Origin of the sequence: Clostridium sp. SHJSY1, assembly GCF_031626875.1 — a bacterium.
In the GTDB taxonomy this organism is placed as follows: domain Bacteria; phylum Bacillota; class Clostridia; order Clostridiales; family Clostridiaceae; genus Clostridium.
Genome location: NZ_JANDMF010000039.1, coordinates 38,474 through 50,910 on the forward strand (window position 1 = coordinate 38,474; position 12,437 = coordinate 50,910).

Below are 12,437 nucleotides of genomic sequence, written 5' to 3' on the forward strand. Positions count from 1 at the left end.
CTCTTTTATTTATATTTAATTAATAGATGTAGGAATAGGATAAAGCTTTTATGGAAATATTTACATAAAGAGGAGGTTAAAAAATGATAAAGATAATGGAGGATGTAGATCTTAATATAGTGAGAAAGATTACTTTAAATCAAGCTAAAACATATGAAGTGATTCCACTATATAAAAAAGAAGATAAAATTTATGTTGGTACAACTAATAATAATGAAAAAGGAAGAGAATATTTACAATTTTTATTGCAGAAGGAAATAGTTTATATTGAGATAGATAAAGAGGAATTAATGCATCTAATAGATATTTTATTAGATTATAATTATGAAAATATAGAGGAAAGAATATTTGGGGAAGCAATAAAAATGGAAGTTAGTGATATTCACTTTGAACCTATCAAAAATGATGTGAATGTGAGATTTAGAATTAATGGATCTTTAGTTTTGGTTAGAAAATTAACTCTGGAAGAGTATGGAAAGATAAATTCTAGGTTAAAGATTAAATCTAATATGGATATTACAGAAAAAAGAAAGCCACAAGATGGAAAACTATTTATGACATATGAAGATATAAATTATAATTGTAGATTATCATCAATACCTATAATTTATGGAGAAAAAATAGTTTTAAGAATATTATATGGAGAAAAATATTTATCAAGTGTAGAATGTTTAAATTTCACAAAAGAACAATTAAAGGTGTTAAAAAAAATTATCAATTTAGAAAATGGGTTGGTAATAGTTAATGGGCCTACAGGAAGTGGTAAGTCAACTACTTTATATTCAATTATTAATGAAGTTAAAGCTGATCATATAAATATTACAACATTGGAAGATCCAATAGAGATAACCCTTGAAGGAATAAATCAGATAAATTTGAATCCGAAGATCGGATTAGCATTTGCATCAGGGCTACGAAGTGTTTTAAGACAGGATCCAGATGTAATTATGGTTGGCGAAATAAGGGATGAAGAGACAGCTAAAATGGCTGTTAGAGCTTCTATAACAGGACATAAAGTATACTCTACTATTCACACAAAATCTCCTCGTGAAGTGTTTTTAAGGCTTGAAGAAATGGGGGTTAAATCATACTTGGTGAGAGCTTCTTTAGCTGGGGTAATATCTCAAAGATTAATTAGAGTTATCTGCAGTAAATGTAAAAGAAAAATTGGAGAAATAAATATAGACTCTGAAGTAATTCCCATTTTTGCGAAAAATGGTTGTAAAAATTGCAATAGAACAGGTTTTGTTGGGAGAACATTAGTATCATCAGTACATTATCTTGGCAATGAATGTACTAAAAACATATATGAAAATGAAAATGTATTATCCAATAATCAGATGCTACTAGTATTAAAAAAATTATTAAAAGAAGAGAGCATAGATTACTATGATTATTTGCAATTTATTGAAGGAGAAAGATTAGATAGAGATGAATTATAAAGAATTATCAATTATTGCAGAAAACTTAGCTAATCTATATGAAGATGGAATTCCTATTGATATGTCTTTTGAATTATTATCAGAATTGCATATAAGTAAAAGTTACAAGAAAAGTTTGAAAGTTATCAAAGAAAAAATATTGAAGGGTAATTCATTAGCTGATGGATTTAGAGAATATAGTAATTTATATCCAAATTTTTTCATAGGGATTATCTCTTTGGGAGAAAGTAGTGGAGAACTTGGTAAATGTTTAGAAAATATTGGTAAATATTTTTGTCAAATTAATGATGTGAAGCAAAAACTTAAAAGTGAATTAAGATATCCAGTTTTTATCTTATTAACATTTATATTGTTTACTATATGTTCATTCTTTCTTATTATTCCTAATATATATGAAGCTTTTAGTTCTATTAGTAGTAAAATTCCAAAGGTAATTGAAGTATGTTACTTTGCTAGTTCATGGATTCTAGAAAATATTATGATAAGCTTTATTGCATTAATATTTTGGAGTATAGCAATAGTTTTGGTTATTAAGCATCTCAGTGGTGCAATAAATAAAGATTTTACTAGAGTTTTATTAAAAATTAATTTTATAAGAGAATATTATGAATATATATTTGTTTTATTACTATCGGTTATATATTCAAGTGGAATTCAATTAACAAAAGGAATTGAATTGTGTATTAATTCAACAGATATTGTAGTGATAAAAAATGTTTTGATTAAAATTAATGAGGAAATATTAAAAGGTAATGAAATAAGTGAAGGGGTTAAAGATAGCAAATTTTTATCTAAATATACTTGTTCTATGATTGGATTAGGAGAGAAAAGTGGGAATTTATCAAGTATCCTTCAAAAGATAGAATCAAGATTAGAGAGTTCAATATCAGAAAAATTAAAAAATATAGTATCAATAATTTCACCAATTTCTATTGGAATTATAGCTACACTAATATTAATATTTATTATTATTTTTATAATGCCTATGGTAGATATGATATATTCGGGGTATGTATAAATGAAAAAAAGAGGGGCTACATTAATTGAAATTATAGCTGTATTGGCAATTTTAACTATATTTTTAAGTATTGGAGTATTAGGTATAAAAATATTAAAGAAACGATATGAGCAAGTTGAAACAAAAAGTTATCTTTATGAAATAGTTAATATATTAAGTTATGGCAAAGTATATTGTGTAAATAATAATACTTATGGAAACATCAAATTTATTAATGATGAGAATTATTTAACTGTATGTTTAGTTGTAGATATCAATGTTGTTAAAAGTATAGAGATTAGAAAGAATTTAAAACTTAAACCTTTTAATAATGGTGAAGATTTAAAAAAAATTTCGTTAAATATAAATCCATCTGGTTATGTAGCTCCTACAACTATAAATTTAATTAATGAAGATAATGAAATATTTAAGATTACAATACAAGTAGGTGGTAATGTGATAGTAGTTAAGGAAGGAGGAAATTAAAGTAAGAAAAAAAGGAAGTTTAATGATTGAAGTTTCAATATCTTTATTTGTAGTAAGTATTTGTATTGTTTGCTCTTTTAATATAGTAAAAAATTTGATTAATTCCAATCAGGATAGACTTATGAGGGAGCAAGTAAATAATAGTCTTTATGCTATTTGTAGTGAAGTAAAATACAATCTCTTATATAAAGAAATTAAAAATGAGATTACGAATAAAAAATTAATAATAAGCTATGATAAAAATTTATTGAGCACGTTGGAAAATAAATCATTACTAAGTTTAGATAGGAGCATTAAAGAAAATAAAAAGGTTGAAATAGAGTTATTGGAAGATAAGGAAGATTACATGATAATTAAAGTTAAAATTATATATAAAGGGATAGAAGAAGAACAAAATCTTTTAAAAGCTGAGTGGATGGATTATGTATAAAAAAAATAAAGGGTTTACTTTAATAGAATGTATTGTGTATATGTTTTTGTCAGTATTAATTATGGCAATAGGATTTAAAATATTAGTAACTTCTACAAATGCTTTTTTTAAAACAGTGAATATGAGTTTAGATTTAAATTCAATCAATGAAGGCTTTTTAGACTTAGATAGGTTTTTAAACGATAATGAGGTACAAAGGGTAACAAGTGATGAAAATAAAATTATTATTTATAAAGGTAATGAGAAAAGTATTTATGAAATACAAGAGATATCACGGCTTGAAAATAATTTAGTTATAAAATATTTTGATATAAGAAATTTAGATAAATATACAACTAGAAATACGATGATATCTAATATAAGTAATTTTCATGTAAAAAATAAAGGAAGGATAATGTATGTAACTATAGAGAAAGGTGGAAATGAATATAAGAGGTGTATTTAAGGAAAGAGGGTATGTTCTTGTGAATGTTCTACTGATATTGATGGTTATTTCATTAATATCATGTTTAGCTATAAAAGTTGTTATTAACAATAAGTTATACAATTCTTTAGAACATAAAAAAGATGATATTTATAGTCTAGGAGATATTGAAAGAGCGTTATGTTCACTAAATAAATATTCAAAAGATAATAGGGAATTTATTAATGAAATAAGAAGTAAGGGGATTGAAAAAGATTTGATAGATGGAATGAAGTTGTCATATGTAAAAGAGATTGATAAGTTTCATTATATATATATTGATAAAGGGCTCAGATATGAAACATATTTAAGATATAAGTCAAAGGAAGAAGGGATAATATTTTTGCCTCTACAAGAAAAATTATGTAAGTAAGGGAGAGCTGTTTTGAGAGAAAGTTTAGTACTAATGGGTAAAAAAAAATTTATTTATAAAGGGTTTGCTTATGAAAAACAAACATTTCTTGATGATATAAATTTAAGTAAAACCAGATATATTATAATTTTAGATGAAGATATATATGTAAAAAGAACAAGTGTGAATTATAAAGAGATTTCAAATGATAAAATTGAAAAGATAAAGGAAGAATCTTTTGGAAAAGATGAAGAATATCTTATTGATTACAATTTTAATAAAAAAGAAGATGTTCTTTATATTTATGCAATAAAAGGTGGAAAGGTAGTTTCAAAGTTATGTAATGGAGCAAATAAGATAAAAGTTGTTCCACTACAATTTTATGTTATGCAAAAATTAAGAAAAAAGATTAGAGATAAAATTTATGTTTGTGGTTTTAAATATATGGAAAAATACTATTACTATTATTTTAATAATGGTTTTGTTGAAGAGTCTTATGTGTTTAAAGATTTAGAAGATATGATTAAAAAAATTAATATTATTGAAAATAAATGTGTATTGTATATAGAAAAAGGGATCGATTATAGAAAGTTTGTATATAAAATTAAAATTCAAGAATTAGAATTAAGGAGAATTTTAAATGAAAAAGTATTTATATAATAAAGACTTCTTACCTAAAAGCTTTATTAGAGCTAAAAATAATCAATTAGATAATACAGAAAAGAGAGATGCTATATTAATGACTGTAATAGCATGTATATTATTACCTATATCTGTTGGAAATATCAAATCTAATATGAAAGAAGAAAAGACAGTTATTAATTATAATAGATTAAATGAAAATGAAGATAATAAGAAATTGTATAGTTGGTTTAATATTATAGATATGTGTTTTGAGGGAAATCTTACAAGAAATGAAGGTAATGTATATGTGTATGATAAACAAAACTTAGAGGGAATTTTACAAGATGAAAATATTGTTATTAATACTATGGAGGATTTAGGTGAAAATAAATATAGACTACAAGTTGTTCAAAATGAAATTTATAAATAGAAAAGGATATATAGTATTTTTAACTTTTTTAGTTGTATTTGAATTGCTAACCTTTTTTTGTGTTTCAAAACCCAAGAAATCAGAAGATATAGCTGTTAATGATACACAAGAGATAAAATTAAGTGATGCAATAGCAGAATTAAAAAATAAAGAAATAAGTTTTGTCAATGCGAAAAAGGAAAATGAAACTTATTTAATAGATATTGAGGTAGAAGGATCAAAATCAGTATTTTTCAAAAAGATAAGTGATTTAGAAAATTACTTAATAAAAGATTACGATATTAATTTTAATAAAAATATTATTAAAGGAAAAGTTACGTTAAAATATTCACCAAAAGGAGAATTTTAGGGGAACGTAAACATAAATAATTGCATTTATCTTTTTCATCTGATAAAATAATATTGTTATGCGATTAGAAGGATAAACAAAATAAATTACCATACTATATTAGAGGTATTTATTGTGAAACTTATACATTTTGGAGGGATATTACTATGATATCAGCAGGAGATTTAAGAAAAGGAACAACTTTTGAGAACGAAGGACAAGTTTATACAGTTTTAGACTTTTTACATGTAAAACCAGGTAAAGGAGCTGCTTTTGTTAGAACTAAACTTAGAAATGTTATTTCTGGTTCAGTTGTAGATACAACATTCAACCCATCAGCAAAGTTCCAAGAAGCAGTGATTGAAAGAAAAGAAATGCAATATTTATATTCAGATGGTGAGCTTTACTATTTCATGGATCAAGAAACATTTGAACAAATTCCACTTAACCATGAAAAAGTTGAAGATGCAATAAAATATTTAAAGGAAAATATGTTTGCAATAATTAAATTCTTCAAGGGAGATGCTTTCTCAGTTGAAGCTCCAAACTTTGTTGAATTATTAATTACTGAATGTGAACCAGGAGTTAAAGGAAATACTGCAACAAATTCATTAAAGCCAGCAACACTTGAAACAGGAGCAATAGTTAATGTTCCAATGTTCGTTAATGAAGGTGATGTAATAAGGGTAGATACTAGAACTGGCGACTATATGGAAAGAGTTTAATATGTTTTTTTAATTGCTAAGTTTTTTAACTTAGCAATTTTTAATCTAGTAAGGATGTGTTTATTATGAAAGAAATAAAAAAGCAGATAGAGGATTTAAGCACTAAAATTTCTCAGGTACAAGATGAAAATTATAAAGAGATATTTGGAAATGTATTAGGTGTTTTAGAAGGATTATCAGCTAAGGTTCAAGAAATACTAGTTAATGAAACTGTCCTAGCAGAAAATTTTAAGTATATGGATGATGATATATCAAATCTTCAAGAAGAGCTTTTTCAAGAAGTTACTTTAGAAGAATTAGATGAAATAGAAGAAGAATTTAAAGAAGTAAATTGCAAACATTGTGGTAAAATAATCTTTATAGAAACATCAGCATTAAAGGAAAATGATAAAATATCTTGTCCATATTGCAATGAAAATATAATATAAATACATATACATATAGAAGAGTTGCCTTTCTAATAATAGAGAAATTATTAGAAAGGCAACTCTTTTTTATATAAATAAAAAGTGTTTTACATATTTTTTTATAAGAATGTAATAATTCCTCTCCAAGTAAAATAAAAATTAAATATAGAGTACTTACAGAGAAGGAAGTGATAAAGTGCAGGATGATATAAAAACAATATTTCCACATAATATAATAACTTATTTAGAGGAATATGTTAATGATAATAGTTTACAAGAAATAAGAATAAAAATTAATAAGCCAATTATAGTAATTTCCTCTAAAGGTGAATCAGTGCTGAGTTATATATCATCAAGAGAGGATATTAAATATATTCTTCAAAGAATTTCAAATTATTCTTTATATGCTTATGAAGAAGAAATTAAACAAGGATTCATAACAATTAAAGGTGGGCATAGAGTAGGCATTGCTGGTGAATGTGTTATGGATGGAGGCAAAATAAAAACTATAAGAAATATTGCGTCTTTAAATATTCGTATATGTAGAGAGATAATAGGATGCTCTAAAGAAGTGATTAGGTATGTGTATGAAGAAAAAAGGGTTTTCAATACTATAATAATTTCTCCACCTAAATGTGGAAAGACTACTATCTTAAGGGATATAACAAGAAGCTTATCTGATTTTGGTAAGAAGATATCAATTATAGATGAAAGAAGTGAAATTGCAGCAAGTTTTATGGGAGTACCCCAAATGAAGGTTGGTATAAGAACGGATGTTTTAGATAATTGCTTGAAAAGTGAAGGAATGATAATGGCAATTAGATCCCTTTCGCCAGAAGTTTTAATATGTGATGAAATTGGTACTTTAAAAGATATTGAATCTCTTCATATGGCATTTAATTCTGGGGTTAACATTATAGTAACTTTACATGGATATAGTATAGAAGATTTATTTAATAGAAAGGTGTTTGAATCAATAATTTCAGATAATATATTAGAGCGAGTTATAATACTTGGAAATAGCAAAGGAGTAGGGACTATAGAAAAAATATATTCTATAGAATATGGAGGCAAGATAAAATGCTTAAGATAATGCTTATATTAGTGATCTTTAGCTTTTGTACATTAACAGGGTATATATATGGTGAAAGTTTTAGAAAGAGATATGAAGTGTTAAAGGAAAGCTATAAATGTATTACTATACTAGAAAATGAAGTTGTATTTAATAATACACCTCTTCCAGAAGCTTTTATGGATATTTCTAATAAGACTAAAGAACCTTTGAGTTTACTTTTAAGTTGTGTCTCAGAAAAATTAACAAATGGAACAGAATATGATGTTTATTCTGCTTTTAAAAAAACATATGCTGATTTTGATAAGGAATTCTTCTATGAAAGAGAAGATAAAAGCGTACTTGAAGATTTTATTAAAACACTGGGGGGGTCAGGAGTGTATGGCCAAGAAAAAATCTTCAAACTATCACTTAATAATTTAAAGATTAATATAGATGAAGCTTATGAATTATCAAAAAAAAATACCAAGCTTTATAGATATCTTGGTATTTGTGTTGGAATTATGATATCCATATTATTGTTGTAATTGAGGAGGAGAGTAATGCTAGATTTAAGTATACTTTTTAAAATTGCTGGAGCTGGAATTATTTTAGTTATTTTAGATAAGGTGTTAACTAGTAGTGGAAAATCAGAAATAGCAGCCATTATAAATATAGCAGGTATTGTAATTATATTAATTATGGTTATTTCACTTATAAGTGATTTGTTCAATTCAGTTAAGACTATGTTCTTATTTTAGGTGATGATATGTTAATTCTTAAAGTAATATCTTTTGTTTTGGTTGCGTTATTTCTGTATTTATTTTTTAAGGATAAAAGATCAGATTTAGCTGTATTAGTTATGATGGCAGCAGGAATTTTAGTATTTATTTTCTGTTTAACAGAGCTTTCTCAAATAATTACTTTTCTTAAGAATATAGCAGAGAAAGCTGGATTTGATATTATTTATCTTGGAATAGTTTTAAAGATTTTAGCTATTGCTTATTTAGCCTCTTTTGCAAGTGAAATATGCAAAGATGCTGGAGCTTCAAGCTTAGCTTCTAAAGTGGAATTTGCAGGAAAAATATTTATATTAGTATTAGCAATTCCAATATTAATGGCTGTGTTAGATTCAATATTGCAGATTATGTAGAGGTAAATTATGAAAAAATTTAAAAGACTAATGATTTTAATAGTAATAAACTTGATTATTATATCTGGTAACCCCATAAAGGTATATAGCGAAGTAAATTTAACAAAAGACCAAACAGATAATCAAATAGAAGACAATAATAAATTGATAGATGAAAATACTAAAAAAGATTTAGATAAGCTATATGATTTTATAAATAAAAGAAAAACAGATGTGGAACTTATGAATGAGTTAAATCCACTGGAATATGTTAAGAGTTATATAAAAGAAGGAAAAGGTAATATTTCTGTAGAGAAAGTGTTGAAGGCTGTAGTTAACTTACTATTTAAGGAAGTAGGAAGTGTGCTAAAACTAGCATTTTCATTGATTACAATAGCAATATTATGTTCCTTATTAAATAATCTTCAAGATGCTTTTAGCAGTAAAAGTATATCACAAATTGCTTTTTATGCATGTTATGCAGTTTTGGTTATGGTTCTTTCTAAAAGTTTTTTAATATCAATTTCGGTAGCTAAAGATGTTATTGGGGATATATCAAATTTTATGGCTGCAATATTACCAGTTCTGGTAACGATGATTAGTTTAGCAGGTGGAATTGTGCAAGCTACTACTATTGATCCAATAGTTATGGGAGCTGTTGTGATTATTCCAAGAATTTATACAACTTTAATAGTTCCTTTAATATTAATAGGATTTGTATTACAATTTTCAAACAATCTTTCAGAAGAACATAAAATAGATAACCTTTGTAAACTTGTAAAACAATCAACCATATGGATGCAGGGAATAATCATAACTATTTTTATTGGACTATTAACTATTAGAGGTATAACTTCAACTACAATTGATGCTGTAACTTTAAAGACAACAAAGTTTGCAGTTGATAACTTTGTACCTATAGTTGGAAAAGCCTTCTCAGATGCTATAACATCTGTGGCAGGTTATTCATTAATTATAAAAAATGCAATAAGTGGTATTGGACTTATAGTAATCATACTTATGATACTTTATCCAATAGTTAAAATGGTATTAATGGTTTTAATATATAAACTATCAGCAGCTTTAGTTGAACCTATAAGTGATAAAAGAATAACTTCTACTATAGCTGCAGCTGGAGATTCTTTAGTTTTACTATTATCTACTGTCCTTAGTGTAAGCTTAATGTTTTTTATTTTACTTGCAATAATGGCATCAGCAGGGAAATTTGTAGTAGGAGGATAAATAAATGGAGCTTATTAAAAATTTTGTGGTTACTCTTGTTACAACATTGATTTTTATAACTGCTATTGAACTAATAGGGCCAGATAATAGTATGAAAAAGTATCTTAAATTTGTTTTGGGATTAATCTTAATAGCTGTTATTTTAAATCCAATAATACAATTTTTAACAAATGGGAAAACAGTTTTGACTGCTGGGATAGATAAATACTCAAAAGAGATAACAAGCGATAATAAAGATGAGAAAAGATTGGAAGAAAATAAAAAGATACGAGAGGAGAGTTTTAAAAGTAACTTCAATAAAAATTGTGTAAGTCTGCTAAATAAAGAATTTGATAATTATAGTTTTAGTAGTGATGTTGATTGTGAGGTAGATTTTACTAATATGAGTTTTAAAGTTACAAAGTTAAAGATTGAAGCACAAGAAAAAGGAGTAAAAAAAGTAGAAAAAGTAGATTTAGAGAAAAACACTGAAGAAGAAAAGTCAGAAGACGGTACACAAAAAAAAATTAAAAAATTTTTGAGTGAAGAACTAGACATAGGGGAAGACAAAATAGAAGTGCATTACAGTTAAAAGGAGGGGAAAAATGGATAAGGAAAAGATATTAAATGAACTAAAAAAAATATTCAATGATAAGAAAATTAATAATTTATTAGTTTTACTATTAGTTTTGGCCTTTGTACTTATAGCTATTAATGTTTTTATACCTAAGTTTATAGCTACAGGAGGAGGAAGTTCTAAAAATGGAGAAGTGAATACAGATGAGAAACCAACTGAAGCTGAAATTAAAAATTATGAAGAAAAACAAAAAGAAGAACTTATAAGTTTATTAGAGAAAATACAAGGAGCTGGAAAAGTTGATTGTATGATAAATTTTGAAGGTGGAGAGGTTAAGGTTCCAGCTTATGATGAAAATAAACAAAATACTACAACAGAAGAAACAGATAAGGATGGAGGCAAACGTATAAATAATCAACAAAATGATAGTTCAAAGGTAGTTATGTCAACACAAAGTGGTGATAGTGAACCATTTATTTTGGAGACATATAAACCTAAGGTAACTGGAGTCTTAGTAGTTGCAGAAGGTGCTAAGAGTAGCAAAATAAAAAGTGATATAGAAAAGGCAGTGGAGAATTTATATGGACTTTCTGCTAATAAGGTAAAGGTATATACTATGGACAAGTAGCATATAATTCAATAGATATTAGATGGGAGGAGTAACAATATGACTAAAAAACAATTAGGGATAATATGTACATTATTGGCCCTTATAGTTTGTACTGCATTACTTGCAGCAAAATTGAATAATGGGGGATTTAATGATCCAAGTGATTTAAGTGCAGCTTTATTAACAGATGACAATAATAAAACAGATAATGAAGAAAATAAAGATGCAGAAACTTTAAGCCAAACAGATTTCTTTATTGATGCTAGAAGTGAAAGAGAACAAAAGGATGCAGCGACAATACAAAGTTTGAAAACTATAGCTGATGGAACTAATACTACTACTGAACAAAAAGCTAGTGCAACAAGCGAATTACAAAAGGTAACTTTAAAGCAGGACAAACAGAAGACAATAGAATTAAATTTAAAAAATAAGGGCTATGATGATGCAATATGTGATATATCAGATGATCAAAAGAAAGCAAGTGTCATAGTAAAAACTACGAATAGTGTTACAGAAAAAGCAGGCGCAGAAATACAAGAAATAGTACAAAATGCTTCTAATATAAAAGATGTTTCAATTGAAGTGAAAAAATAAATCCGTTGTAATATAAAAATCAATTTGATATAATGAACCTAAGATTAGTCAGTTTTGTGAATCAAGACTTAGGAGGCGAATTAAGGAATGCAAGAATACAATGGAGAAGATAATGTTGGAATTGTTAAGATTTCAGATGAAGTTGTAAGCGTTATAGCTGGTATAGCAGCCGAAGAAATAAAGGGAGTCATGGGATTCCAACAAGGAGTTTCAGGAAACATATCACAAATTTTAAAAGGGAAGAAGTCAGCAGGTAAAACAGTTAGAGTAACATTAGAGGAAGATAGAGCGACTATAGAATTAGCCCTTTCAGTTGAATATGGTGTTAAGATAATGGATGTTGTAGCTGAAGTTCAACAAAATGTAAAGAGAACAGTTGAAGCTATGACAGGTTTGATAGTTGATGGAGTAAATGTTTATGTTCAGAACATTTATCTTCCTAAGACAGAAGAAGCTGAGAACTAGCTTAAAAGCCTCTGCTATGGCAGAGGCTTCAGACCGTTGACAAAAGAGATATTTTCATTCCTGAAAATATCTCTTTTGTCTTTACTTTATAAAAACATATAAA

Annotated in this window: 20 protein-coding genes; all 20 read left to right on the forward strand. The window is 26.5% G+C overall.

The annotated features are described in order from the left end of the window. Positions 1 to 83 precede the first annotated feature (83 nt). The 20 genes from NNC19_RS16685 to NNC19_RS16780 all read left to right on the forward strand — a co-directional run bounded on the left by NNC19_RS16685 (position 84) and on the right by NNC19_RS16780 (position 12,334). Positions 84 to 1,442, forward strand: a complete 1,359-nt coding sequence (locus NNC19_RS16685) for a GspE/PulE family protein (protein ID WP_310939809.1) — start codon at positions 84 to 86, stop codon at positions 1,440 to 1,442. Continuing rightward, on the forward strand, positions 1,432 to 2,460 hold the full coding sequence (locus NNC19_RS16690; protein WP_310939810.1) for a type II secretion system F family protein: 1,029 nt from the start codon (positions 1,432 to 1,434) through the stop codon (positions 2,458 to 2,460). Before NNC19_RS16685 ends, NNC19_RS16690 begins: the two co-directional genes overlap by 11 nt. Beyond that, positions 2,461 to 2,925, forward strand: coding sequence for a type II secretion system protein (locus NNC19_RS16695; protein ID WP_310939811.1), 465 nt, complete (start codon positions 2,461 to 2,463; stop codon positions 2,923 to 2,925). Between the two features lie 22 nt (positions 2,926 to 2,947). Further along, positions 2,948 to 3,355 carry a hypothetical protein gene (locus tag NNC19_RS16700; RefSeq protein WP_310939812.1) on the forward strand — a complete coding sequence of 136 codons (408 nt, stop codon included), beginning with the start codon at positions 2,948 to 2,950 and terminating at the stop codon, positions 3,353 to 3,355. Then, positions 3,348 to 3,800, forward strand: coding sequence for a prepilin-type N-terminal cleavage/methylation domain-containing protein (locus NNC19_RS16705; protein WP_310939813.1), 453 nt, complete (start codon positions 3,348 to 3,350; stop codon positions 3,798 to 3,800). The genes NNC19_RS16700 and NNC19_RS16705 overlap by 8 nt, the downstream gene beginning before the upstream one ends. Then, entirely contained in the window at positions 3,778 to 4,191 is a 414-nt protein-coding gene (locus tag NNC19_RS16710) for a hypothetical protein (RefSeq protein ID WP_310939814.1), read from the forward strand. Before NNC19_RS16705 ends, NNC19_RS16710 begins: the two co-directional genes overlap by 23 nt. A 33-nt stretch (positions 4,192 to 4,224) precedes the next feature. Then, positions 4,225 to 4,830 carry a hypothetical protein gene (locus NNC19_RS16715; RefSeq protein ID WP_310939815.1) on the forward strand — a complete coding sequence of 202 codons (606 nt, stop codon included), beginning with the start codon at positions 4,225 to 4,227 and terminating at the stop codon, positions 4,828 to 4,830. Then, positions 4,811 to 5,224, forward strand: coding sequence for a hypothetical protein (locus tag NNC19_RS16720; protein ID WP_310939816.1), 414 nt, complete (start codon positions 4,811 to 4,813; stop codon positions 5,222 to 5,224). Before NNC19_RS16715 ends, NNC19_RS16720 begins: the two co-directional genes overlap by 20 nt. Continuing rightward, entirely contained in the window at positions 5,208 to 5,573 is a 366-nt protein-coding gene (locus NNC19_RS16725; RefSeq protein WP_310939817.1) for a hypothetical protein, read from the forward strand. Before NNC19_RS16720 ends, NNC19_RS16725 begins: the two co-directional genes overlap by 17 nt. Positions 5,574 to 5,719: 146 nt before the next feature. After that, positions 5,720 to 6,277, forward strand: a complete 558-nt coding sequence (efp, locus tag NNC19_RS16730) for an elongation factor P (protein WP_310939818.1) — start codon at positions 5,720 to 5,722, stop codon at positions 6,275 to 6,277. Between the two features lie 65 nt (positions 6,278 to 6,342). Beyond that, the gene (locus tag NNC19_RS16735; RefSeq protein WP_310939819.1) at positions 6,343 to 6,705 is read left to right on the forward strand and encodes a CD1247 N-terminal domain-containing protein; all 363 of its coding nucleotides are present in this window, start codon (positions 6,343 to 6,345) and stop codon (positions 6,703 to 6,705) included. Positions 6,706 to 6,880: 175 nt separating this feature from the next. Then, on the forward strand, positions 6,881 to 7,777 hold the full coding sequence (spoIIIAA, locus tag NNC19_RS16740; protein WP_310939820.1) for a stage III sporulation protein AA: 897 nt from the start codon (positions 6,881 to 6,883) through the stop codon (positions 7,775 to 7,777). Next, positions 7,765 to 8,283 (forward strand): stage III sporulation protein AB, encoded by a 519-nt coding sequence (locus NNC19_RS16745; protein ID WP_310939821.1) that lies wholly within the window; start codon positions 7,765 to 7,767, stop codon positions 8,281 to 8,283. The genes spoIIIAA and NNC19_RS16745 overlap by 13 nt, the downstream gene beginning before the upstream one ends. Positions 8,284 to 8,298: 15 nt before the next feature. After that, the gene (gene spoIIIAC / locus NNC19_RS16750) at positions 8,299 to 8,496 is read left to right on the forward strand and encodes a stage III sporulation protein AC (protein WP_310939822.1); all 198 of its coding nucleotides are present in this window, start codon (positions 8,299 to 8,301) and stop codon (positions 8,494 to 8,496) included. Between the two features lie 8 nt (positions 8,497 to 8,504). Further along, the gene (spoIIIAD, locus tag NNC19_RS16755; protein WP_310939823.1) at positions 8,505 to 8,888 is read left to right on the forward strand and encodes a stage III sporulation protein AD; all 384 of its coding nucleotides are present in this window, start codon (positions 8,505 to 8,507) and stop codon (positions 8,886 to 8,888) included. Between the two features lie 9 nt (positions 8,889 to 8,897). Continuing rightward, positions 8,898 to 10,109 (forward strand): stage III sporulation protein AE, encoded by a 1,212-nt coding sequence (gene spoIIIAE, locus NNC19_RS16760; RefSeq protein ID WP_310939824.1) that lies wholly within the window; start codon positions 8,898 to 8,900, stop codon positions 10,107 to 10,109. 4 nt (positions 10,110 to 10,113) lie between these two features. Next, on the forward strand, positions 10,114 to 10,680 hold the full coding sequence (spoIIIAF, locus tag NNC19_RS16765; RefSeq protein WP_310939825.1) for a stage III sporulation protein AF: 567 nt from the start codon (positions 10,114 to 10,116) through the stop codon (positions 10,678 to 10,680). Between the two features lie 13 nt (positions 10,681 to 10,693). Then, positions 10,694 to 11,293: a stage III sporulation protein AG gene (gene spoIIIAG / locus NNC19_RS16770; RefSeq protein ID WP_310939826.1), complete on the forward strand. Its 600-nt coding sequence runs from the start codon at positions 10,694 to 10,696 to the stop codon at positions 11,291 to 11,293. Positions 11,294 to 11,332: 39 nt separating this feature from the next. Next, the gene (locus NNC19_RS16775) at positions 11,333 to 11,869 is read left to right on the forward strand and encodes a SpoIIIAH-like family protein (RefSeq protein WP_310939827.1); all 537 of its coding nucleotides are present in this window, start codon (positions 11,333 to 11,335) and stop codon (positions 11,867 to 11,869) included. Positions 11,870 to 11,956: 87 nt separating this feature from the next. After that, positions 11,957 to 12,334, forward strand: a complete 378-nt coding sequence (locus NNC19_RS16780; RefSeq protein ID WP_310939828.1) for an Asp23/Gls24 family envelope stress response protein — start codon at positions 11,957 to 11,959, stop codon at positions 12,332 to 12,334. Positions 12,335 to 12,437 lie beyond the last annotated feature (103 nt).

Excerpts from the sequence above, each read along its gene's own strand:
- NNC19_RS16685 (WP_310939809.1), top strand. The coding sequence starts at position 84 with ATGATAAAGATAATGGAGGATGTAGATCTTAATATAGTGAGAAAGATT.
- NNC19_RS16690 (WP_310939810.1), top strand. The coding sequence starts at position 1,432 with ATGAATTATAAAGAATTATCAATTATTGCAGAAAACTTAGCTAATCTA.
- NNC19_RS16695 (WP_310939811.1), top strand. The coding sequence starts at position 2,461 with ATGAAAAAAAGAGGGGCTACATTAATTGAAATTATAGCTGTATTGGCA.
- NNC19_RS16700 (WP_310939812.1), top strand. The coding sequence starts at position 2,948 with ATGATTGAAGTTTCAATATCTTTATTTGTAGTAAGTATTTGTATTGTT.
- NNC19_RS16705 (WP_310939813.1), top strand. The coding sequence starts at position 3,348 with ATGTATAAAAAAAATAAAGGGTTTACTTTAATAGAATGTATTGTGTAT.
- NNC19_RS16710 (WP_310939814.1), top strand. The coding sequence starts at position 3,778 with ATGAATATAAGAGGTGTATTTAAGGAAAGAGGGTATGTTCTTGTGAAT.
- NNC19_RS16715 (WP_310939815.1), top strand. The coding sequence starts at position 4,225 with ATGGGTAAAAAAAAATTTATTTATAAAGGGTTTGCTTATGAAAAACAA.
- NNC19_RS16720 (WP_310939816.1), top strand. The coding sequence starts at position 4,811 with ATGAAAAAGTATTTATATAATAAAGACTTCTTACCTAAAAGCTTTATT.
- NNC19_RS16725 (WP_310939817.1), top strand. The coding sequence starts at position 5,208 with ATGAAATTTATAAATAGAAAAGGATATATAGTATTTTTAACTTTTTTA.
- efp (WP_310939818.1), top strand. The coding sequence starts at position 5,720 with ATGATATCAGCAGGAGATTTAAGAAAAGGAACAACTTTTGAGAACGAA.
- NNC19_RS16735 (WP_310939819.1), top strand. The coding sequence starts at position 6,343 with ATGAAAGAAATAAAAAAGCAGATAGAGGATTTAAGCACTAAAATTTCT.
- NNC19_RS16745 (WP_310939821.1), top strand. The coding sequence starts at position 7,765 with ATGCTTAAGATAATGCTTATATTAGTGATCTTTAGCTTTTGTACATTA.
- spoIIIAC (WP_310939822.1), top strand. The coding sequence starts at position 8,299 with ATGCTAGATTTAAGTATACTTTTTAAAATTGCTGGAGCTGGAATTATT.
- spoIIIAD (WP_310939823.1), top strand. The coding sequence starts at position 8,505 with ATGTTAATTCTTAAAGTAATATCTTTTGTTTTGGTTGCGTTATTTCTG.
- spoIIIAE (WP_310939824.1), top strand. The coding sequence starts at position 8,898 with ATGAAAAAATTTAAAAGACTAATGATTTTAATAGTAATAAACTTGATT.
- spoIIIAF (WP_310939825.1), top strand. The coding sequence starts at position 10,114 with ATGGAGCTTATTAAAAATTTTGTGGTTACTCTTGTTACAACATTGATT.
- spoIIIAG (WP_310939826.1), top strand. The coding sequence starts at position 10,694 with ATGGATAAGGAAAAGATATTAAATGAACTAAAAAAAATATTCAATGAT.
- NNC19_RS16775 (WP_310939827.1), top strand. The coding sequence starts at position 11,333 with ATGACTAAAAAACAATTAGGGATAATATGTACATTATTGGCCCTTATA.
- NNC19_RS16780 (WP_310939828.1), top strand. The coding sequence starts at position 11,957 with ATGCAAGAATACAATGGAGAAGATAATGTTGGAATTGTTAAGATTTCA.